Source organism: Streptomyces sp. NPDC001381 (assembly GCF_042895685.1).
Lineage (GTDB): Bacteria > Actinomycetota > Actinomycetes > Streptomycetales > Streptomycetaceae > Streptomyces.
Genome location: NZ_JBIAWO010000014.1, coordinates 118345 through 138364 on the forward strand (window position 1 = coordinate 118345; position 20020 = coordinate 138364).

Genomic DNA, 20020 nt, shown 5'->3' on the forward strand with positions numbered 1-20020 from the left:
GGCAGACCGCGGACCGTGATGGCGGTCCGTCCCCTTCTCCGCCCTCTCCTCATCCCTCTTCTCCTCCTTCTGCTCCCGCTGTTCGCGCTGGCGAGCACGGCCCCGGCAGCGGCGGCCGGGGAACCGACGGTCACCCTCTCCGATGCCCAGGCCGGCACCGGCGATTCGATCGCCGTCAGCGGCGGCGGGTGGCGCCCGCGCACCCTGCTGATGCTGCTGGTCTGCGGACAGGCGACCCCGGCGCGCGGGGTGATCGGCGGCACCAACTCCTGCGCCAACGCCGACGGACGCGCCGTCACCACCGACGCCGACGGACGTTTCAGCCGCCGGCTGCCGGTGGCCGAGCCGCCGGTGCCGTGCCCCTGCGTGGTGCACGTGGCCACCGCGACCGGCGCGAAGGCGCAGGCCGACGCGGTGTTCCAGGTGGCCGGGCACGCCGTGGAACCCCTGCCCGCGGAAGCGGACGGAGACGGACGGCTCGCCGTCCTCACCGACACCCGGCTGGACGGCTCCGGCGGGCTGCTCACCTGGTTCGGGGCGCCGCCCACCCGCACGCTCGTCTTCACCGTCGGCAACCTCGGCACCACGACCGTGAAGGACCCGGTCTTCCGGGTCGGCACCGCGCACGGGGTGTTCGCCCCGCAGTGGGACGAGCGGCCGTGGCGGGGCACGATCGCGCCCGGCGGGAAGGCGCGCGTGAAGCTGCCCGTCGAGCTGTCCGCCGGCGCCCACGGCGACTACACCGTCTCCCTGGAGTACGGCGGCAAGGTCCTCGCGGAGCAGCCCTGGGGTGTGGGCCGCCCCTGGGGCGTGACCCTGTTCTGGATCCTGCTCTGTCTGGTCGTGCCGGCGGCGGTGTTCCGGGTCGGGATGGCCGTGGTGGACCGGGTCCGGCCACGGACGCGCCGGCCCCGCCGTACCCCGGGCAGCCGCCGGACCTCTCGCGGGCAGCCGGAGGACAGCCCCGCCCCGGCCCCCACCACCTCGACGACCCTGCCGTGGTTCACCCCGGACGCCGGTCCGGCCGCGGCGGGCCGGCTCTCCGCACCGCACGACGACCACCCGACGAGTCCACGACTCCCGGCAGGAAGGGACCCCAGTGAGTGAGAGAGCCGTACCACCCCCGCGAGGGGCCGGGCGGAAGAGCGCGGCAGCGGCGGGCGCCGCCGTCCTGTTCGCCGGGGCCGCCGCGCTGCTCGGCGTGACCGCGGGGCAGGCCCAGGCCGCCGAGGTGTCCTACGCCACCCACTGCGTGCCGCCCTCGGGCGTGGGCCTGCCCGAGATCGACGGCACCACCAAGGTCGACGTCACGGCGCCGGCCACGGCGAAGGTCGGCGACACCGTCGACATCGTCTGGAAGTTCACCCAGGCCGCGTCGAAGAACCCCGACATCATCGACCTGCCGGCGAACTCGGTCCAGCCGTCCGGCACCCTCAAGGCGGCCGGCGCGCAGACCACGAGCGTCGAGATGACCGGCCCGCGCGAGAACCCGGCGATCCCCAAGGGCGGCGCCATGGTGCTGTCCGACATGAAGGGCACGCTGAAGCTGACGGCGGCGGGGCAGGTGACGCTGACGCCGGACGCGTACGTCGTCAACGCGCTGGGGACGAACACCACCTGCACGCCCTCGGAGGGCGTCCAGCCGGCCGCGACGATCACGGTGACCGCGGGGGAGGGGAGTTCGAGCGCGTCCTCCGACCCCTCCCAGAGCGCGAGCCAGAGCCAGTCCCCGTCCAGCAGCGCCTCGCCCGGCACGTCCACGACGCCCAGCGCGTCCGCGAGCGCGAGCGGTGACGACGGCCGGACCGACTTCACCGGCAAGGTCGTGGACATCCCGTACACCTGCCAGTCGCCCATCGGGGAGAAGAAGGCGACCTCGCCGATCCAGATCAACGCCAGGAAGGACGGCGGGAGCTACGACCTCACCGTGCAGTTCAAGAAGTCGGTGATGGACAGCCCGATCGACATCCCGGCCGGGAAGGTCAAGCCGACCATGCAGGTCGTGCTGGGCGGCGCCGACGAGGGCACGGTGAAGGTGGAGGGCCCGCTGAACTCCGAGGCGATCCCCCAGGGCCGGCCGATCGAGATCCCGGACCTCACCGGCACCTACAAGCCCGGCGCGAGCGGCGAGTCCACGCTCTCCCCGGGTGTCCTGGTCATCGAGGCCATGGGCACGACCACCACCTGCACCCCGGACAGCACGGCCGTCTCCCTGACCCTGACCACCGAGGAACAGGCGAGCGGAGCGTCCGGCGGCAGCGGCTCCTCGTCGGGCGGCAGTACGACGACGAGCGGCGGCCTCGCCGAAACGGGCGCCGGCGACCACGGCACCCTGAAGGCACTCGGCCTGGTGGCCGGCACGGCGGTCCTGCTCGGTGCGGCGGTGTTCACCTTCATGCCGGGAAGAAGGCGTCTCCGGTGACACAGCCCGCCTGAAGGAGCGCGGGCACCCGCGCGACCGGCCGCCCGCGAAAGAAAGCCGGGAACACAAGAGGGCCACCCCGTTCCGGGAACGGGATGGCCCTCTGTCAGCAGACGATCAGTGAACGTCGCCCATGAGCTGCTTGACCTTCTTGCGGTACATCCACACCGCCGCACCGGCGATCACGGCGAGCACCGCCTGGAAGGCCACGATGCCCGTCTTGTTGAGGTCGACACCGGCGATCGACAGCAGACCGGTGGTCGCGTCACCGGCGGTGACCGCCAGGAACCAGACGCCCATCATCTGCGAGGCGTACTTCGCGGGCGCCATCTTCGTGGTGACCGACAGACCGACCGGGGAGAGGGTCAGCTCACCGATCGTCTGGACGAAGTAGATCGCGACCAGCCACATCGCGGCCGCCTTGTGACCGCCGTCGGCGATCGCCAGCGGGGCGAGGAACAGGAAGAAGGACGCGCCGATCATGACCAGGCCCATCGCGAACTTGGTCGCGGTGCTCGGCTCCTTGCCGCGCCGGGCCAGCGCCAGCCAGGCCCAGGCGAAGACCGGCGCCAGCGCCATGATCATGACCGGGTTGACCGACTGGTACCAGGAGACCGGGAACTCCCAGCCGAAGACGGTGTTGTCGGCGGAGGAGTCGGCGAACAGGGACACGGTCGAGCCGCCCTGGTCGTAGATCATCCAGAACACGGCCGCGGCGACGAAGAACCAGATGTACGCCGACATCTTCGACTGCTCGGCACGGTCCAGGTCCCGGTCCCGCTTGATACGGGCGATGACCATGACCGGGATGACGAGACCGGCGACGGTGATCGGGACCAGCAGCCAGTTCAGCGTGTAGTGGCCGGTGAAGCCGACGATCCCGTAGAAGACGGCGGCGATGGCGGCCCACAGGCCCGCCTTCTGCAGGGTGGCGGTCTTCTCGGCCGGGGTCATCGGGGTGGGCACGACGTTCGAGCGGGAGCTCAGGTGACGGCTGCCGAGCAGGAACTGGGCCAGACCCAGCGCCATGCCGAGGGCGGCCAGGGCGAAGCCCAGGTGCCAGTTGACGTTCTCGCCGACGGTGCCGATGACCAGCGGGGCGGCGAAGGCGCCGAGGTTGATGCCGATGTAGAAGACGGTGAAGCCGCCGTCACGGCGCGGGTCGTCCGGGCCCTCGTAGAGGTGGCCGACCATCGTGGAGATGTTGGCCTTCAGCAGACCGGAACCGATCGCGACGAGGCCGAGGCCCGCGTAGAAGGTGCCGGCGCTGGGCAGGGCCAGGGTGAGGTGGCCGAGCATGATGACCGCGCCGGCGACGGCGACGGTCTTGCGGGGGCCGAGGACACGGTCCGCGAACCAGCCGCCGGGCAGGGCGAGCAGGTACACGAGGGACAGGTACACCGAGTAGATCGCGGTCGCGGTGGCCGCGCTCAGGTGCAGGCCGCCCGGTGCCACCAGGTACAGCGGGAGCAGGGCCTTCATGCCGTAGTAGGAGAAGCGCTCCCACATCTCGGTCATGAAGAGAGTGGCCAGTCCGCGGGGGTGGCCGAAGAAGGTCTTCCCGGAGCCGGGGGTGCCCGGACGGACCGAGTCCTTCGTCAGGCTGGACGCCATGGTCGTTCCTTGCTGGTCGGGACGCGTTCGTGAGCGGATGCGCGCCCGGTGGGGGGCGGCCGGCACCGGCGGGTCGTTCCGTCCGCCCCACGCCCTGGGGAGTCCGCCCCGGATCGCGGGGCGGTGGACGGCGACCACCGGGATCCACGCCTCTACGCGCGTCGCGCGAGCAGGGCCCGGCCAGAGGTCATTCCTTTCGAGGCCGGCGGGGAAGGATCCCGCACCGGCCCGCACACAAAAGAGACCCTCGGCGTCAAGTGCGCCAAAGGTCCCCGTGGTGCTACAGGCGTTGTCTCACCATACGTCAGGAGAGTGCCGGATATGGAAGGGTTTGAGACACGGATCACAGGTGATCAAGGAGCCGTGGGAGGGTTTCGAAGGTCCGTACCATCCTGCCATCACTCGACTGTAGGTCCGTACCAACGGCGGCGACGGCGTGGCGCCCCGCTTGTCCGGCATGTCCCTGGGTAAGAAACGGCTGCGCCGATCACACTTCGGGCCGTGCCCCGTGCGGACTACCATCAGCGCATGACCCGTGTACTGCTCGCCGAGGACGATGCGTCCATCTCGGAGCCGCTGGCCCGCGCACTGCGCCGGGAAGGGTACGAGGTCGAGGTGCGTGAGGACGGACCGACCGCGCTCGACGCCGGGATGCAGGGCGGCATCGACCTGGTCGTGCTGGACCTCGGGCTGCCCGGCATGGACGGTCTGGAGGTGGCCCGCCGGCTGCGCTCCGAGGGCCATGCCGTGCCGATCCTGATCCTGACCGCGCGCGCCGACGAGGTGGACACCGTCGTCGGCCTCGACGCGGGCGCGGACGACTACGTCACCAAGCCCTTCCGGCTCGCCGAGCTGCTCGCCCGCGTACGGGCGCTCCTGCGGCGCGGCGCCGCGGAGCCCGCGCAGCCGCCCGCCACCCACGGCGTGCGCATCGACGTCGAGTCGCACCGGGCCTGGATGGGCGACGAGGAGCTGCAGCTGACGGCGAAGGAGTTCGACCTGCTGCGGGTCCTCGTCCGGGACGCCGGCCGGGTCGTCACCCGCGACCAGCTGATGCGCGAGGTCTGGGACACCACGTGGTGGTCGTCCACCAAGACCCTCGACATGCACATCTCCTGGCTGCGCAAGAAGCTGGGCGACGACGCGGCGAACCCGCGCTACATCGCCACGGTGCGCGGCGTGGGCTTCCGCTTCGAGAAGAGCTGAGACAGCTGAGAGCCACGGGCACATGCGCCGCCGACTGATCCAGTCCACGCTCGCCGTGGTGCTGGTGGTGATCGCCGTCTTCGGTGTCTCCCTGGTCATCGTCGAGAGCCGCACCATCAGCAACAGCGCCCAGGAGCGGGTGGACTCCGAGGCGGTGCGGCTGGTCGGCATCGTGGACAGCCGGCTGCTCGGCTCCGAGGAGGTCACCGCCGAGATCCTGCGCGACCAGGTCACACAGGACCGTTACGCCGTGATCCGCATACCGGGACGCGAGCCGATCGAGGTCGGCTCCCGGCCCACCGGTGAGGTCATCCATGCCGAGGAGCGGGGCGAGGGCGGCGAGACGGTCCGGGTCGAGGAGCCCCGCTCCACGATCACCCGCGAGGTCGGCCGCACCCTCCTCATCATCGGCCTGGTCGCCCTCCTGGCGGTGGTCGCGGCGGTCCTCCTCGCCATCCGCCAGGCGAACAAGCTGGCCTCCCCCCTCACCGACCTGGCCGAGACCGCCGAACGCCTCGGCTCGGGCGACCCCCGGCCCCGGCACAAGCGCTACGGCGTCCCCGAGCTGGACCGTGTCGCCGACGTGCTGGACTCCTCGGCGGAGCGCATCGCCCGTATGCTCACCGCCGAGCGCCGACTGGCGGCCGACGCCTCCCACCAGCTCCGCACCCCCCTGACGGCGCTGTCGATGCGCCTGGAGGAGATCACCCTCACCGACGACCCGGACACGGTGAAGGACGAGGCGACGATCGCGCTGACGCAGGTGGAACGCCTGACGGACGTGGTGGAGCGCCTCCTGACCAACGCCCGGGACCCGCGCACCGGCTCCGCCGTCTCCTTCGACCTGGACGAGGTCATCCAGCAGCAGCTCGCCGAGTGGCGTCCCGCCTACCGCAGCGCGGGCCGCGCCATCGTCAGCTCCGGCAAGCGGCACCTGCGGGCGGTGGGCACCCCGGGCGCGGTCGCCCAGGTCCTCGCCGCCCTGATCGAGAACTCCCTCATGCACGGCGGCGGCACGGTCGCCCTGCGCACCCGCGTCACCGGCAACCAGGCCGTCATCGAGGTCACCGACGAGGGTCCCGGCGTCCCCGCCGACCTCGGCGCCCGGATCTTCGAGCGCACGATCAGCGGCCGCAACTCCACGGGCATCGGCCTGGCCGTCGCCCGCGACCTCGCCGAGGCCGACGGCGGCCGCCTCGAAATGCTCCAGGCCCAGCCGCCGGTCTTCGGCCTGTTCCTCTCCCGCACGGCGCCCCAGAAGCGGACGGCGCAGGACGACGAGCCGACGGTGCGGTAGGGGTCCGGTTCTCCCGCTCCGTACCCCGTTCCGCCCCGCGGGTCAGCCGACGTGCTGGCGGGGCGCGGCCTTGCGGGCCTGTTCGCCGATGAGCGACTCCTCCGTCAGAAAGGACTCCGCGCTGGCCACGGTCTCCTTCGCCGGCAGCGCACGGAACACCCACGTCCGGTAGGACCAGAAGCGGAACAGGGTCGCGACCCCGATGCCGAGGAACTTGAAGACGTTGCTCTGCAGCGGGCTGTCCCAGCCGAAGCCGTACGTCGCCGCGAACAGCAGACCGTTCTCGATGACCAGCCCGACCGCGCTGAACAGCAGGAACAGCGTCAGTTCCTTCGTACGCCCGCTCTTGTCGCGGTCACGGTAGGTGAAGTACCGGAACCCGAGATAGTTGAAGACGATCGACACGACGGTCGCGATGACGCTGGCCCGCACCACCTGGAGATCGGTCAGGTGCCGGACGAGGTTGAACACGCCGAGGTTGACCAGCACCCCGGCACCGCCGACCGCCCCGAACTTGACCAGCTCACGGGCCATCCGCCGCAGCCGTCCTTGCCCCGAGGAACCATGTGCCATGGTCGTACAGGCCCCCGTCCGGGTCTCGATTTCGTCAACCCAGCCATGCTAACCACCACTCTTGTCGGTTTCCTGTGCTCGCCCCTCACAGGTCGGCGACGGGTCGGGAAGAAGGCGGCAAACGGCCGGTATGAGCCGGTCGAAAGCCTGGTGAGAAGCGTGGGCCCGCTCCCCGGCGGGCGCGGGATCCGGCCGCGCCCGCGTGGCCGATACCCTGGGGGCGTGACGTTCCCGGTAGTCGGCATGGTCGGCGGAGGCCAGCTCGCTCGTATGACACACGAGGCAGGCATCCCGCTCGGCATCAGGTTCAAGCTCCTCAGTGACACACCCCAGGATTCCGCGGCGCAGGTCGTGAGCGATGTCGTCATCGGCGACTACCGCGACCTCGACACGCTGCGTGACTTCGCGCGCGGGTGCGATGTGATCACCTTCGATCACGAACATGTACCCACCGAGCACCTCAGGGCCCTGGAGGCGGACGGCATCCCCGTCCGGCCCGGCCCGGACGCGCTCGTGCACGCCCAGGACAAGGGCGTGATGCGCGCGAAGCTCGACGCGATCGGCGTGCCGTGCCCGAGGCACCGCATCGTGACGGACCCGCAGGACGTGGTGGCCTTCGCGGCGGAGGGCGACGGCTTCCCGGTCGTCCTCAAGACCGTCCGCGGCGGCTACGACGGCAAGGGCGTCTGGGTCGTCGACTCGGCCGAGGAGGCCGAGGACCCGTTCCGCGCGGGCGTCCCCGTCCTCGCCGAGGAGAAGGTCGACTACGTGCGCGAGCTCGCCGCCAACGTCGTGCGCTCCCCGCACGGCCAGGCGGTCGCCTACCCGGTCGTGGAGTCCCAGCAGGTCGACGGCGTGTGCGACACGGTGATCGCCCCCGCCCCCGACCTGGACCGCTCCCTCGCCCTGAAGGCGGAGGAGATGGCCCTGCGCATCGCCAAGGAACTGGACGTCGTCGGCCACCTCGCCGTCGAGCTGTTCCAGACCCGCGACGGCCGCATCCTCGTCAACGAGCTGGCGATGCGCCCGCACAACTCCGGCCACTGGACCCAGGACGGCGCGATCACCTCCCAGTTCGCCAACCACGTCCGCGCCGTCCTCGACCTTCCCCTCGGCGACCCTCGCCCGCGCGCGCCCTGGACGGTCATGGTGAACGTGCTCGGCGGCGACTTCCCGGACATGTACTCCGCCTACCTGCACTGCATGGCCCGCGACCCGCAGCTGAAGATCCACATGTACGGCAAGGACGTGAAGCCCGGCCGCAAGGTGGGCCACGTCAACACCTACGGCGACGACCTCGGCGACGTGCTGGAGCGCGCCCGTCACGCAGCCGGCTACCTGAGAGGCACGATCACCGAATGAGCCCCGTTGTTGGCATCGTCATGGGTTCGGACAGCGACTGGCCCGTCATGGAGGCCGCCGCCCAGGCCCTCGACGAGTTCGAGATCGACTACGAGGTCGACGTCGTCTCCGCGCACCGCATGCCCCGCGAGATGATCGCCTACGGCGAGCAGGCGGACGGCCGCGGCCTGAAGGTGATCATCGCGGGCGCCGGCGGCGCCGCCCACCTCCCCGGCATGCTCGCCTCCGTCACCCCGCTGCCGGTCATCGGCGTGCCCGTGCCGCTGAAGTACCTCGACGGCATGGACAGCCTCCTGTCCATCGTGCAGATGCCGGCCGGTGTGCCCGTGGCCACGGTCTCCGTCGGCGGCGCCCGCAACGCGGGCCTGCTCGCCGCCCGGATCCTCGCCGCCCACGACGAGGACCTCCTGGCCCGGATGCGCGAGTTCCAGCAGGAGCTGAACGACCAGGCCACCGAGAAGGGCAAGCGCCTGCGCACCAAGGTCGAGGGCTCCGGCAACGGTTTCGGCTTCGGGAAGTGACGGCCTTGAGCTCTCTGGAGGCAGCCCGGGAACTCCTCGCCGAGTTCCCGGTCGTCGACGGCCACAACGACCTGCCCTGGGCACTGCGCGAACAGGTCCGCTACGACCTCGACGCCCGCGACATCGCCACCTCCCAGGCCGGCCACCTGCACACCGACCTCCCGCGCCTGCGGCAGGGCGGCGTCGGCGCGCAGTTCTGGTCGGTGTTCGTCCGCGCGGACCGGCCCGACCCGGTCCCGGCGACGCTGGAGCAGATCGACTGCGTCCGCCAGCTCGTCGACCGTCACCCCGGGCACCTCAGGGCCGCCCTGACCGCCGCGGACATGGAGGCGGCGCGCGCACAGGGCCGTATCGCCTCCCTCATGGGCGCCGAGGGCGGCCACTCCATCGCCAACTCGCTGGGCACCCTGCGCGGCCTGTACGCGCTCGGGGTGCGCTACATGACGCTCACCCACAACGACAACGTGGACTGGGCGGACTCCGCGACCGACGAGCCGAGGGCGGGCGGCCTGACGTCCTTCGGCCGTGAGGTCGTGCGCGAGATGAACCGGCTGGGCATGCTGGTCGACCTCTCGCACGTCGCGGCGACGACCATGCGCGACGCCCTGGACACCAGCTCGGCGCCGGTGGTCTTCTCCCACTCCTCCGCCCGCGCGGTCTGCGACCACCCCCGCAACATCCCGGACGACGTCCTGGAGCGGCTGCCCGCCAACGGCGGTGTGGCGATGGTCACCTTCGTGCCGAAGTTCGTCCTCCAGGCGGCGGTCGAGTGGACGGCGGCGGCCGGTGAGAACCTGCGCGCCCACGGCTTCTTCGACCTGGACACGACCCCCGAGGCGATGAAGGTCCACCGCGCCTTCGAGGAGGCGAACCCCCGTCCGGTCGCCACGGTCGCGACCGTCGCCGACCACTTGGACCACATGCGCGAGGTGGCGGGCATCGACCACCTCGGCATCGGCGGCGACTACGACGGCACGGCCTTCACCCCCGCCGGCCTGGACGACGTCTCCGGCTACCCCAACCTGATCGCGGAACTCCTCGACCGCGGCTGGTCCAGGCCCGACCTCGCCAAGCTGACCTGGCGGAACGCGGTCCGGGTGCTGGGCGCCGCGGAGGACGTCGCCCGTGACCTGCGCACGACCCGTGCCCCGTCCAACGCCACGATCGAGTCCCTCGACGGCTGAGCGGACGCGCGCTAGGTCGCGTCCGCAAAGTCCCGCCGTTCGCCCGCAGGGCGGGCCTCGCGGCGTCCGGTGCGTGCTCTCGGCGTGCCGGGCGGAAGGCCTCGTACTGGGTGTACTCGGGCTTTCGCCCGGTGCGGCGAGAGCACGTGCCGGGCGTCGCGAGGCAGGCGGGACTTTGCGGACACGGCCTAGGGGCGCTCGATCCGGCACAGGCAGAACGGATGCCCCGCCGGGTCGGCGTACACCTGGAAGTCCTTCTTCTCCCGGTCCTCCAGGTCCAGCGGCCGCGCCCCCAGCGCCAGCACCCGCTCATGGGCGGCGTCGATCTCCGCCCAGGTGGCCCCGGCGTCGAGGTCGAGGTGGAACTGCTGCGGGTTGCGGTCGGCGCGCGGCCACTCGGGCGGGGTGTACCCCTCGACCTGCTGGAAGGCCAGCCGGGGGCCGCCGGGGACCTGGAGCACGTACCAGTCCTCCTCGCCCTCCTCGGCCCAGGGGGTGCCGCCCAGGAGAGCCGCGTAGAAGTCCGCGAGCGCGCGCGGGTCGGGACAGTCGAGCACGACGGAACGGAAACGCACCTCGGATGCCATGCGGGACGGGTGCCCTGGCGGGCGTTCCGCGTAACCCACAGGAAGTTCACACGGCACACGGCTCCCGGGTGCGGCAGAATGCAGGCAGACGCCGGTTCGGCCGACTGAGCCTCGGCCGAACCGGCGTCACCCTGCCCTCAGGCCGTGGGCCGGCCCATCGCCCGGTACGTCCAGCCCGCTTTGCGCCACAGCGCCGGGTCGAGCGCGTTGCGCCCGTCGAGGATCAGCCGGGCCGCCGCGACCTCCCCGAGCGCCGCCGGGTCCAGCTCACGGAACTCCCGCCACTCGGTCAGGTGCAGGACGACGTCGGCGCCCCGTACGGCCTCCAGGGCCGAGGAGGCGTACCCGAGGGTCGGGAACACCCGCCGGGCGTTCTCCATCCCCTTGGGGTCGTAGACGGTCACCTGGCCGCCCTGGAGGTGGATCTGCCCGGCGACGTTCAGCGCGGGCGAGTCCCGTACGTCGTCCGAGTCCGGCTTGAAGGTGGCGCCCAGCACGGCGACCCGGCGGCCCAGGAAGGGGCCGCCGCCGAGGGCCTCCCGCGCCAGCTCCACCATCTGGCCGCGCTGGCGCATGTTGATGGAGTCGATCTCGCGCAGGAAGGTCAGCGCCTGGTCGGCGCCGAGCTCACCGGCGCGGGCCATGAAGGCCCGGATGTCCTTGGGGAGGCAGCCGCCCCCGAAGCCGATCCCCGCCCGCAGGAACTTCCTGCCGATGCGGTCGTCGTGACCGATGGCCTCGGCCAGCTTGGCGACGTCACCGCCGGCGGCCTCGCACACCTCCGCCATCGCGTTGATGAAGGAGATCTTCGTGGCGAGGAAGGAGTTCGCGGAGGTCTTCACCAGTTCGGCCGTCGGGAAGTCGGTGACGACGAACGGCGAACCCTCCTTGATCGGGGTGGCGTACACCTTGCGCAGCAGTTTCTCGGCCCGCTCGCTGCGCACGCCGACGACGATCCGGTCCGGGTGCAGGGTGTCGTCGACGGCGAACCCCTCCCGCAGGAACTCCGGGTTCCAGGCCAGCTCGGCATCGGCCCCCGCGGGCGCCAGCTCGGCGATCGTCCGGGCGAGGCGCTCGGCGGAGCCCACGGGCACGGTCGACTTGCCGACGACGAGCGCGGGCCGGGTCAGATGCGGCGCGAGCGAGCCGATCGCCGACTCGACGTACGACATGTCGCAGGCGTACTCGCCGTGCTTCTGCGGGGTGTTCACGCACACGAAGTGGATGTCGCCGAAGGCGCCCACCTCGGCCCAGTCCAGGGTGAAGCGCAGCCGCCCGGTGGAGCCCTCGAACCCGGCGACGTGCCGCCGCAGCAGCTCCTCCAGCCCCGGCTCGTACATGGGCGTCTCGCCGCGCTCCAGCTTCTCGATCTTCTCCTTGACGACGTCCAGGGCGAGCACCTCGAAGCCCAATTCGGCCATGGCCGCGGCATGCGTGGCCCCGAGATAGCCGGTGCCGATCACGGTGATCTTGAGGCTCATGGACGCTCCAGGAAAGTTAAGCCGGGGGTGCGCGCCCGAGCATATCGGGGCGGGCCGGAGCCCCTCACCGGGCGCTTTCCCCCCAAGGCTTCCCCTTGTTGTCCACCTCACGTGTCAGACGCGCGGTAGGGGCTCTAAAATTTGAGTTACTTAACGGTAATTAGCGTCGGTAATCGCAGCGTCTTTGGAGCGTGAGCAATCTTGGCCGGATCGGCTGACTTCGACCTGTACCGCCCGTCCGAGGAGCACGACATGCTCCGCGACGCCATCCGCTCCCTGGCCGAGGCGAAGATCGCGCCGTACGCCGCCGCGGTGGACGAGGAGGCCCGGTTCCCGCAGGAGGCGCTGGACGCGCTGGTGGCGAGCGACCTGCACGCGGTGCACGTACCCGAGTCGTACGGCGGCGCGGGCGCGGACGCCCTGGCGACGGTGATCGTCATCGAGGAGGTGGCCCGCGCCTGCGTCTCCTCCTCGCTGATCCCCGCGGTGAACAAGCTGGGCTCGCTGCCGGTGATCCTCTCCGGCTCCGAGGACCTGAAGAAGAAGTACCTGACGCCGCTGGCCAAGGGCGACGCGATGTTCTCGTACTGCCTCTCCGAGCCGGACGCCGGTTCGGACGCGGCCGGTATGAAGACCAAGGCGGTCCGTGACGGCGACCACTGGATACTCAACGGCGTGAAGCGCTGGATCACCAACGCCGGCGTCTCCGAGTACTACACGGTGATGGCCGTCACCGACCCCACCAAGCGCTCCAAGGGCATCTCGGCGTTCGTCGTCGAGAAGTCCGACGAGGGCGTGTCCTTCGGCGCCCCGGAGAAGAAGCTGGGCATCAAGGGCTCCCCGACCCGCGAGGTCTACTTCGACAACGTCCGCATCCCCGCCGACCGGATGATCGGCGAGGAGGGCACCGGCTTCGCGACGGCCATGGCGACCCTCGACCACACCCGCATCACCATCGCGGCCCAGGCCCTCGGCGTCGCGCAGGGCGCCTTCGACTACGCCAAGGGCTACGTCCAGGAGCGCAAGCAGTTCGGCAAGCCGATCGCCGACTTCCAGGGCATCCAGTTCATGCTCGCCGACATGGCCATGAAGATCGAGGCCGCCCGTCAGCTGACGTACGCGGCGGCCGCCAAGTCCGAGCGCGGCGACGCCGACCTCACCTTCCAGGGCGCGGCCGCCAAGTGCTTCGCCTCGGACGTGGCGATGGAGGTCACCACGGACGCCGTCCAGCTCCTCGGCGGGTACGGCTACACCCGCGACTACCCGGTCGAGCGCATGATGCGCGACGCCAAGATCACCCAGATCTACGAGGGCACGAACCAGGTCCAGCGCATCGTCATGGCGCGCAACCTGCCGTAGGGTCCGCCCCGAAGTGCCGTCCGTCGCCCTCCGCCGGGTCACCGGCCGGAGGGCGACGTGCGTGCGAGGGTACCCGCGGTCACGATGGAGTCATGACGAACGACGCCGGGCTGGTGCTGCATCTGCGGTGCGAGCTGCCCGCCGCGTCGGCGGAGGTGTTCCGCGCCCTGACCGAACCGCGGGAGCTCGCCCGGTGGTGGGGGCCCGACGGGTTCACCATCCCGGCCGTGGAGAGCGACCTCCGGCCGGGAGGGGCCTACCGGATCGACATGCGGCCGCCCGAGGGCGCCCTGTTCCATCTGGCGGGCGAGTTCCTCGACGTCGACCCCCCGCGGCTGCTGCGCTACACCTTCCGCTGGGAGGAGCCCGACCCCGAGGACAGGGAGACGGTGGTGACGCTGGAGCTGCGCGACCTGGGCGAAGGCGCGGCCGGGCTGGTGCTCACCCAGGGGGAATTCGCCACCGAACGGCGCCGCGCCCTGCACGAGGAGGGCTGGACCCAGAGCTTCGGCAAGCTGGAGCGGCTGCTCAGCCCGCCCTGAACTGCGGCGGACGTCAGTCCTCGTAGCCCTCGGCGATCCGCCGTTCCCGCAGCTCCCTGATCGCCCGCCGGCGCGCCAGCCGGTGTGTACGGCGGATCTGGGCCTCCTGGTAGCGGCGCTTGTCGCGCTCCGTCTCGGGGACGACCGGCGGGACCGTGCGGGGCTTGCCGTCGGCGTCCACGGCGGCGAAGACCAGATAGGCCGAGCCGACCTGGGTGGGCGGGGTGGACTCGTTCCAGCGTTCGGCCAGCACCCGGACACCGACCTCCATCGAGGTCCGGCCGGTCCAGTTGACCTGGGCCTTGACATGGACGAGGTCACCGACGCGGACCGGCTCCAGGAACACCATCTCGTCCATGGACGCGGTGACGGCGGGGCCGCCGGAGTGCCGGCCTGCCACGGCGCCCGCCGCGTCGTCGACGAGCTTCATGATCACACCGCCGTGCACCGTCCCCAGAAGGTTGGTGTCGTTGTGGGTCATGATGTGGCTGAGGGTGGTGCGGGAGGCGGAGGTGGGCTTGCCCGGGATGTCCGGGTTTCCCGAGTCCGCTGCGGTGACCTGGTCTGTCATGACCTCCACCTTATGCCGAGGGGGACAACCCGGGATTTTGTGTCAGCTTGGCAACAGCGGGGCCCTGATTCTCCGACGCCCCTTGTAAGGGACACGGCCCGGACCGGCACACTGGGGCGCATGAACGATTGGCCCGAGGGATGGTCCGACAACAACGGCGGCCCCCGCTACGGAAGCGGCAGCGCCGGTGCCCAGCCGGAGAGCGCGCGCGTCATGCGCCAGGTCCGCCGCGGCCCGGCCGCCCCGCCGCACAGCCCCGGCGTCCCGCAGCAGCCGTCGTACGTCAACGGCCAGGGGTACGGCGACTACACCAACGCCCAGCAGACCGGGTACGACAGCGGCTACAGCACGGGCCACGTCTACGGCGCGCCCGGCGGCCCGGGTGAGCCGGGCGGACCGGGCGGCGCGTACCCGCAGGGCGCCCGCCCCGCGCCGGACTGGCGCCGCCGCATCAAGTGGACCGCGATCACCGTCACCGCCGTGCTGCTCGTCACCACGGTGAGCACCTACTTCTGGGCCGACGGAAAGCTGCGCCGCGAGGTCGACCTGTCGAAGGTCATCGACCGGCCCGGGACCGGCGAGGGCACCAACTACCTGATCGTCGGCTCCGACAGCCGTGAGGGCCTGTCCGCCGCGGACAAGAAGGAGCTGCACACCGGCTCCGCCGAGGGCAAGCGCACCGACTCGATGATGATCCTGCACGTCGGGTCCAACGGCGACACGCTGATCTCGCTGCCCCGCGACTCGGACGTGGAGATCCCGACGTACGTGGGCTCGGAGTCCGGCAAGACCTACAAGGGCACCGGCCGGCACGTGAAGCTGAACGCGGCCTACGCGGAGGACGGCCCCGAACTGCTCGTCCGCACGGTCGAGTACAACACCGGGCTGCACATCGACCACTACGTCGAGATCGGCTTCGCCGGGTTCGCGAACATCGTGGACGCGGTCGGCGGCGTCGAGATCACCATCGACAAGGCGTTCAAGGACAAGTACTCGGGCGCCGACTTCCAGGCGGGCAAGCAGACGCTGAACGGCGAGGAGGCGCTCGCCTTCGTCCGGACCCGGCACGCCTTCGCCGCGTCCGACCTCGAGCGCACCAAGAACCAGCAGAAGTTCCTCGCCGCCCTCGCCCACCAGGTGGCGACCCCGTCGACGGTCCTGAACCCCTTCAAGCTGTACCCGACGATGGGCGCCGGCCTGGACTCCCTGATCGTCGACAAGGACATGGGGCTGTACGACCTCGGGTCCATGTTCTTCGCCATGAAGGGCGTCAACGGCGGCGACGGCGTGTCGATGAACATGCCGATCTCGGGCTCCTCCGGCGGCAACCTCGTCTGGGACAAGACGAAGGTGAAGAAGCTGGTGGAGGAGCTGAACAACGACGAGAAGGTCACGGTGACGAGTGACTGACGGGATCATCGACCGGGCCGCCGGCCGGCCCGGTGACGGACATCCGTCCGGCCGCCCCTTCGACGCCGTGCTCTGTGACATCGACAATGTGATCCGCCACTTCGACTCCGCCCACCTGGAGGCGCTGGAACGCGCCTGCGGGCTGGCGGAGGGCACCACCAAGAAGGTGGCGTTCTCCCCCGAGGTCGACGGGCCGCTGCTGCTCGGGCGGATCACCGAGCAGGAGTGGGTGGCCGCCATCGCCCAGGGGCTCGCCGGGCTGGTGGAGGACGAGGAGACGGCCTGGTCGCTCGGCACCGCGCTGCTGGAGTCGCCGTTCCACGCCGACCACGACGTGGTCGCGCTGCTGCGCCGGGCCCGCACCCGGGTACCGCTCGTCCTCGTCAGCAACGCGACGACCGGCCTGGAGGCCGACCTGGCCGCGATGGGCCTCACCGACCTCGCCGACGACGTCGTCAGCAGCGCCCGCGTCGGCCTCGCCAAGCCCGACCCGCGCATCCTGGAGCTCGGGGCGGCCCGGGCGGGCGTACGGCCGGAGCGGTGCCTGTTCGTGGACGACAGCCCGGAGAACGTCGCGGCGGCCGCCGCACTGGGCATGCGGGCCGTCCACTTCCGTGCGCCGGCGGACCTGGAGCGCGAGCTGGAGCCGCTGTTCGGGTGAGAGCGCGGCCATGGCTCAGGGGCACCCGGGCGGGTGCCCCTGAGCCGTGTTCAGGCGCGGATCACATCCGGGCGCCCGCCATCGTGCGGCACATCTCGGCACAGCGGCGACACGCCTCCGCGCAGCGCATCATCTGCGGATCGTCCGGCATGGACATACACGCCTCGGCGCACATGTCGCAGGCCTTGGCGCACATCGCGCACATCTCGGCCGACATGGGCGAGCGCCGCATCATCATGTCGGCGCACATGCGGGTCATCTCGGAGCAGTCCATCAGCGCGCGCATGATCTGCATCTGGGCCTGGCCGCCCATCTGCATGCAGGAGCTCATGGTCTCCTCGCAGACGCTGTGGCAGGACATGCACGCCTGGACGCAGTCCTGCATCTCCTTGCTCATGGCCGTCATGGCTCCGGACTGGTGCATGGTCATGGCTCCTCCTGGGGGGTGAGGGGCCCGGGGGCGGGCCCCGTGCACTTCCGTCCTACGCCCCCACGGCCCCGTCCGCCATCGGGGTGCGCTCCTTCGGCCCTACCGGCCCTGTCGCGGAGGTGGCGCCCGGCACGCTCTAGGCGCACCCCACCTCGTTCCCCCGCACCACTTCCGACTCCCGCCCCACCGGCTCCTGCGCCCGCACCTTCCGCACCGTGCGGAAGTCCGCGCCCGCGAGGACCTTCAGGACCGGGCCGAGTCCCGGGGACGGGCGGAGTTCGCTGCCGGGCAGGGCGGCGGCCAGGGACCTGGCCGAGCGGTCCCAGCGGGGGTCGTGGAGGACGACCGTGCGCCGGAGGGTCCGGCCGGGGGCGTCGACCGGGCGGTGGGTCGTACGGAAGCCCGTGGCCGCGAGGGCCTCGTCCACGCGCCTGCCCAGGCCCTTCGTCGTCGTGCCGTTCTCGACCTGGACCCGGATCTGCCGCGGCGCCACCTCCACCGGCACGGCCTCCTCGCGCGGGCTGGGCCCGGGCCGCGGCGGGGTCGTCGCGAGGGGCTTGTCCTCGCGCAGGGACCGGAAGAGGCGTTCCGCCTTCACCGGGTCCCATTTCAGGGTCGAGCCGATGCCCGGGACGGCGAGGCCCATCCGGCCGATCGGCACCGTGGTGAACTCGGAGGAGGCGGGGGAGAAGGTGCGCATCGCCCGGCCCAGGTCGAGGAGTTCGTCCGTGCCGAAGCCGCGGTCCGCGCGGACCGAACCCAGCACGGCCCGCGTCACGTCCCGGAACTTCAGCGGGTTCAGCAGGATCCCGGACGACGTCGCCTGGTCCACCAGTGAGGCCAGGAAGCGCTGCTGACGCTTCATCCGGCCCAGGTCGGAGGAGGCGTCCGCGTGCCGGGAACGGACGTACTGCAGGGCCGCGCCGCCCCGCAGGGTGTGCTCGCCCGGCGCCAGGTCCAGACCCGTGTACGTGTCCCTCAGGGGCTGCGCGGTGCAGATCTTCACCCCGCCCAGCACGTCCACCGTCTTCATGAAGCTGGTGAAGTCCACCTCCAGATAGTGGTCGATCTTCACGCGCGTCATGCTCTCGACCGTGCGCACGGTCAGCTGCGGGCCCCCCTCCGCGTACGCCGCGTTGAGCTTGATGGGGTGGCCGCGGTGCTCGTCGCCGCTGTTCTGGTCGGTGTGCGGAGGTGTCTCGGCGTACGAGTCGCGCGGCAGACTGACCACGCTGGCCCGCTCCCGGTCCTCCGAGATGTGCACGATCATGATCGTGTCGGTGCAGTGGCAGGGCGCGCCGCCGAGCCGGAACCGCCGCCGCTCGGCCTCCGTGATCTTGTCCCGCCCGTCGGTGCCGACCAGCAGGACGTTCATGCCGTGACCGGCCCGCGGCCGGTTCTTCATGTCCTTGAAGGGGTCGACGCGGGCGATGTCCGCATCGAGGCTGGTGACCACGGAGTGCCCGATCCCGGCCGAGGCCAGGACGACGACGGAGAGTGTGGTCGCCGCCCGCATGACCCAGCGGGGACCTCTCCTGCGAACGGGGCGGACCGGGGGGCGCGGCGGTCGGCGCCGGGGCCGGTGCGGTGGGGTGGGCATGACGGGACACCTCCGGGCGACGGCCTGGGCCGTACGGGCCCGGGCGGGGGAGCCGTGAGTACCGTAGGCCCGTACGATCTGTCGCCCGGGGCAGCGCACCCGGCGGGGCGCACCCGTGTCCCCCGTTCGCGGTAACGTGAGCCCCCTATGAACGCCAAGCCCGACGTGCAGCTCCCCGCCGTGTCCGTCATCATGCCCGTCCTCAACGAGGAGCGGCATCTGCGCGGAGCCGTCCAAGCGATCCTCGCGCAGGAGTACGCCGGCGAGATGGAGGTCGTGATCGCCCTCGGTCCGTCCACGGACCGCACGGACGAGATCGCCGCCGAGCTCGTCGCGGAAGACGCGCGCGTCCACACCGTGCCCAATCCCACCGGCCGCACGCCCGCCGCCCTCAACGCCGCGATCAAGGCCTCACGGCATCCGGTCGTGGTCCGCGTCGACGGGCACGGCATGCTCTCCCCGGACTACATCGCCACCGCCGTACGGCTCCTGGAGGAGACCGGCGCGCAGAACGTCGGCGGCATCATGCACGCCGAGGGCGAGAACGACTGGGAGCGCGCGGTCGCCGCCGCCATGACCTCGAAGATCGGCGTGGGCAACGCCGCCTTCCACACGGGAGGACAGGCCGGCCCCGCCGAGACCGTGTACCTGGGGGTGTTCCGGCGCCAGGCGCTGGAGCAGCAGGGCGGGTACAACGAGGAGTTCATCCGCGCCCAGGACTGGGAGCTGAACTTCCGTATCCGGGAGGCCGGCGGGCTGATCTGGTTCTCGCCGGAGCTGAGGGTGTCGTACCGGCCGCGGCCCAGCGTGAAGGCGCTCGCCAAGCAGTACAAGGACTACGGCCGCTGGCGGCACGTCGTCGCCCGCTACCACGAGGGCTCCATCAACCTGCGCTACCTCGCCCCGCCCACCGCGGTCTGCGCGATGGCCGCCGGTCTGGTCGTGGGCGCCGCCGTCACCCCGCTCGGGTTCCTGATCCCCGGCGGATACCTCGCGGCGATCGTCGCGGGATCGGTGCCGGCCGGCAGGGGGCTGCCGCTGAAGGCACGGCTCCGGATACCCGTCGCCCTGGCCACCATGCACATGTCGTGGGGGTTCGGCTTCCTGACCAGCCCGAGGTCGCTGGCGAAGAAGGTCATCGCGTCGCGCCGCCCGGCGGTTCTCAGCAGCTCGTCGAGCTGACCACCGCCGGACGGCACC

General features: G+C 71.4%; 19 protein-coding genes. 12 read left to right on the plus strand and 7 right to left on the minus strand.

Translation table 11 applies throughout. From position 1 onward, the window contains the following. The first annotated feature begins 18 nt into the window (after window positions 1–18). Window positions 19–1107 carry a hypothetical protein gene (locus ACFY2L_RS35985; RefSeq protein WP_390659482.1) on the plus strand — a complete coding sequence of 363 codons (1089 nt, stop codon included), beginning with the start codon at window positions 19–21 and terminating at the stop codon, window positions 1105–1107. Window positions 1108–1171: 64 nt separating this feature from the next. After that, on the plus strand, window positions 1172–2422 hold the full coding sequence (locus ACFY2L_RS35990; protein WP_390659481.1) for a hypothetical protein: 1251 nt from the start codon (window positions 1172–1174) through the stop codon (window positions 2420–2422). Window positions 2423–2539: 117 nt separating this feature from the next. Here ACFY2L_RS35990 and ACFY2L_RS35995 read toward each other — a convergent pair whose 3' ends face one another. Continuing rightward, complete coding sequence (locus ACFY2L_RS35995; protein ID WP_390659033.1) at window positions 2540–4036, minus strand: oligopeptide:H+ symporter; 1497 nt, start codon at window positions 4034–4036, stop codon at window positions 2540–2542. 528 nt (window positions 4037–4564) lie between these two features. Here ACFY2L_RS35995 and ACFY2L_RS36000 point away from each other — a divergent pair. Together ACFY2L_RS36000 and ACFY2L_RS36005 are read left to right on the plus strand one after the other, a co-directional pair. Beyond that, entirely contained in the window at window positions 4565–5242 is a 678-nt protein-coding gene (locus tag ACFY2L_RS36000; protein ID WP_055720913.1) for a response regulator transcription factor, read from the plus strand. A 22-nt stretch (window positions 5243–5264) separates the two neighbouring features. Further along, window positions 5265–6539, plus strand: coding sequence for an ATP-binding protein (locus tag ACFY2L_RS36005; protein ID WP_390659032.1), 1275 nt, complete (start codon window positions 5265–5267; stop codon window positions 6537–6539). Window positions 6540–6581: 42 nt separating this feature from the next. Here ACFY2L_RS36005 and ACFY2L_RS36010 read toward each other — a convergent pair whose 3' ends face one another. Next, a complete protein-coding gene (locus ACFY2L_RS36010; protein ID WP_390659031.1) occupies window positions 6582–7112 on the minus strand; it encodes a GtrA family protein in 531 nt (176 codons plus the stop codon). 222 nt (window positions 7113–7334) lie between these two features. Between ACFY2L_RS36010 and ACFY2L_RS36015 the strand changes: the two genes are divergently transcribed. Genes ACFY2L_RS36015 through ACFY2L_RS36025 form a run of 3 tightly spaced genes read left to right on the plus strand, consistent with a single transcriptional unit; the run spans window position 7335 to window position 10179 of the window. Further along, window positions 7335–8474: a 5-(carboxyamino)imidazole ribonucleotide synthase gene (locus tag ACFY2L_RS36015; protein ID WP_390659030.1), complete on the plus strand. Its 1140-nt coding sequence runs from the start codon at window positions 7335–7337 to the stop codon at window positions 8472–8474. Beyond that, complete coding sequence (purE, locus tag ACFY2L_RS36020) at window positions 8471–8995, plus strand: 5-(carboxyamino)imidazole ribonucleotide mutase (protein WP_390659029.1); 525 nt, start codon at window positions 8471–8473, stop codon at window positions 8993–8995. Before ACFY2L_RS36015 ends, purE begins: the two co-directional genes overlap by 4 nt. Then, a complete protein-coding gene (locus ACFY2L_RS36025; protein WP_390824442.1) occupies window positions 8992–10179 on the plus strand; it encodes a dipeptidase in 1188 nt (395 codons plus the stop codon). Before purE ends, ACFY2L_RS36025 begins: the two co-directional genes overlap by 4 nt. A 188-nt stretch (window positions 10180–10367) precedes the next feature. Here the strand turns inward: ACFY2L_RS36025 and ACFY2L_RS36030 are convergent, their stop codons facing one another. Beyond that, a complete protein-coding gene (locus tag ACFY2L_RS36030; RefSeq protein WP_390659027.1) occupies window positions 10368–10766 on the minus strand; it encodes a VOC family protein in 399 nt (132 codons plus the stop codon). 137 nt (window positions 10767–10903) lie between these two features. After that, a complete protein-coding gene (locus ACFY2L_RS36035; RefSeq protein WP_390659026.1) occupies window positions 10904–12247 on the minus strand; it encodes a UDP-glucose dehydrogenase family protein in 1344 nt (447 codons plus the stop codon). A gap of 201 nt (window positions 12248–12448) precedes the next feature. Here ACFY2L_RS36035 and ACFY2L_RS36040 point away from each other — a divergent pair, with 201 nt between their 5' ends. Beyond that, window positions 12449–13606 (plus strand): acyl-CoA dehydrogenase, encoded by a 1158-nt coding sequence (locus ACFY2L_RS36040; RefSeq protein ID WP_390659025.1) that lies wholly within the window; start codon window positions 12449–12451, stop codon window positions 13604–13606. A gap of 92 nt (window positions 13607–13698) precedes the next feature. Then, window positions 13699–14148, plus strand: a complete 450-nt coding sequence (locus ACFY2L_RS36045; RefSeq protein WP_390824443.1) for an SRPBCC domain-containing protein — start codon at window positions 13699–13701, stop codon at window positions 14146–14148. Between the two features lie 13 nt (window positions 14149–14161). Here ACFY2L_RS36045 and ACFY2L_RS36050 read toward each other — a convergent pair whose 3' ends face one another. Continuing rightward, entirely contained in the window at window positions 14162–14719 is a 558-nt protein-coding gene (locus ACFY2L_RS36050; protein WP_390659023.1) for an acyl-CoA thioesterase, read from the minus strand. A 120-nt stretch (window positions 14720–14839) separates the two neighbouring features. Between ACFY2L_RS36050 and ACFY2L_RS36055 the strand changes: the two genes are divergently transcribed. Continuing rightward, window positions 14840–16129 carry an LCP family protein gene (locus tag ACFY2L_RS36055; protein WP_390824444.1) on the plus strand — a complete coding sequence of 430 codons (1290 nt, stop codon included), beginning with the start codon at window positions 14840–14842 and terminating at the stop codon, window positions 16127–16129. Continuing rightward, window positions 16122–16790, plus strand: a complete 669-nt coding sequence (locus ACFY2L_RS36060) for an HAD family hydrolase (RefSeq protein ID WP_390659021.1) — start codon at window positions 16122–16124, stop codon at window positions 16788–16790. The genes ACFY2L_RS36055 and ACFY2L_RS36060 overlap by 8 nt, the downstream gene beginning before the upstream one ends. Before the next feature lie 61 nt (window positions 16791–16851). On the opposite strand, the gene ACFY2L_RS36065 is transcribed toward ACFY2L_RS36060, so the two are convergent. Further along, a complete protein-coding gene (locus tag ACFY2L_RS36065; protein ID WP_390659020.1) occupies window positions 16852–17220 on the minus strand; it encodes a four-helix bundle copper-binding protein in 369 nt (122 codons plus the stop codon). A gap of 136 nt (window positions 17221–17356) precedes the next feature. Further along, on the minus strand, window positions 17357–18736 hold the full coding sequence (locus tag ACFY2L_RS36070; protein ID WP_390824445.1) for an LCP family protein: 1380 nt from the start codon (window positions 18734–18736) through the stop codon (window positions 17357–17359). A gap of 231 nt (window positions 18737–18967) precedes the next feature. On the opposite strand from ACFY2L_RS36070, the gene ACFY2L_RS36075 reads away from it, so the two are divergent. Further along, complete coding sequence (locus ACFY2L_RS36075) at window positions 18968–20002, plus strand: glycosyltransferase family 2 protein (RefSeq protein ID WP_390659018.1); 1035 nt, start codon at window positions 18968–18970, stop codon at window positions 20000–20002. Window positions 20003–20020 lie beyond the last annotated feature (18 nt).

Bases quoted from the DNA above. Each gene is read 5' to 3' on its own strand.
- ACFY2L_RS36075 (WP_390659018.1), top strand. From the start codon at position 18,968: ATGAACGCCAAGCCCGACGTGCAGCTCCCCGCCGTGTCCGTCATCATG.
- ACFY2L_RS36005 (WP_390659032.1), top strand. From the start codon at position 5,265: ATGCGCCGCCGACTGATCCAGTCCACGCTCGCCGTGGTGCTGGTGGTG.
- ACFY2L_RS36065 (WP_390659020.1), bottom strand. From the start codon at position 17,220: ATGACCATGCACCAGTCCGGAGCCATGACGGCCATGAGCAAGGAGATG.
- ACFY2L_RS36070 (WP_390824445.1), bottom strand. From the start codon at position 18,736: ATGCGGGCGGCGACCACACTCTCCGTCGTCGTCCTGGCCTCGGCCGGG.
- ACFY2L_RS36055 (WP_390824444.1), top strand. From the start codon at position 14,840: ATGAACGATTGGCCCGAGGGATGGTCCGACAACAACGGCGGCCCCCGC.
- ACFY2L_RS36000 (WP_055720913.1), top strand. From the start codon at position 4,565: ATGACCCGTGTACTGCTCGCCGAGGACGATGCGTCCATCTCGGAGCCG.
- purE (WP_390659029.1), top strand. From the start codon at position 8,471: ATGAGCCCCGTTGTTGGCATCGTCATGGGTTCGGACAGCGACTGGCCC.
- ACFY2L_RS36035 (WP_390659026.1), bottom strand. From the start codon at position 12,247: ATGAGCCTCAAGATCACCGTGATCGGCACCGGCTATCTCGGGGCCACG.
- ACFY2L_RS36045 (WP_390824443.1), top strand. From the start codon at position 13,699: ATGACGAACGACGCCGGGCTGGTGCTGCATCTGCGGTGCGAGCTGCCC.
- ACFY2L_RS36030 (WP_390659027.1), bottom strand. From the start codon at position 10,766: ATGGCATCCGAGGTGCGTTTCCGTTCCGTCGTGCTCGACTGTCCCGAC.
- ACFY2L_RS36010 (WP_390659031.1), bottom strand. From the start codon at position 7,112: ATGGCACATGGTTCCTCGGGGCAAGGACGGCTGCGGCGGATGGCCCGT.
- ACFY2L_RS35995 (WP_390659033.1), bottom strand. From the start codon at position 4,036: ATGGCGTCCAGCCTGACGAAGGACTCGGTCCGTCCGGGCACCCCCGGC.
- ACFY2L_RS36050 (WP_390659023.1), bottom strand. From the start codon at position 14,719: ATGACAGACCAGGTCACCGCAGCGGACTCGGGAAACCCGGACATCCCG.
- ACFY2L_RS35985 (WP_390659482.1), top strand. From the start codon at position 19: ATGGCGGTCCGTCCCCTTCTCCGCCCTCTCCTCATCCCTCTTCTCCTC.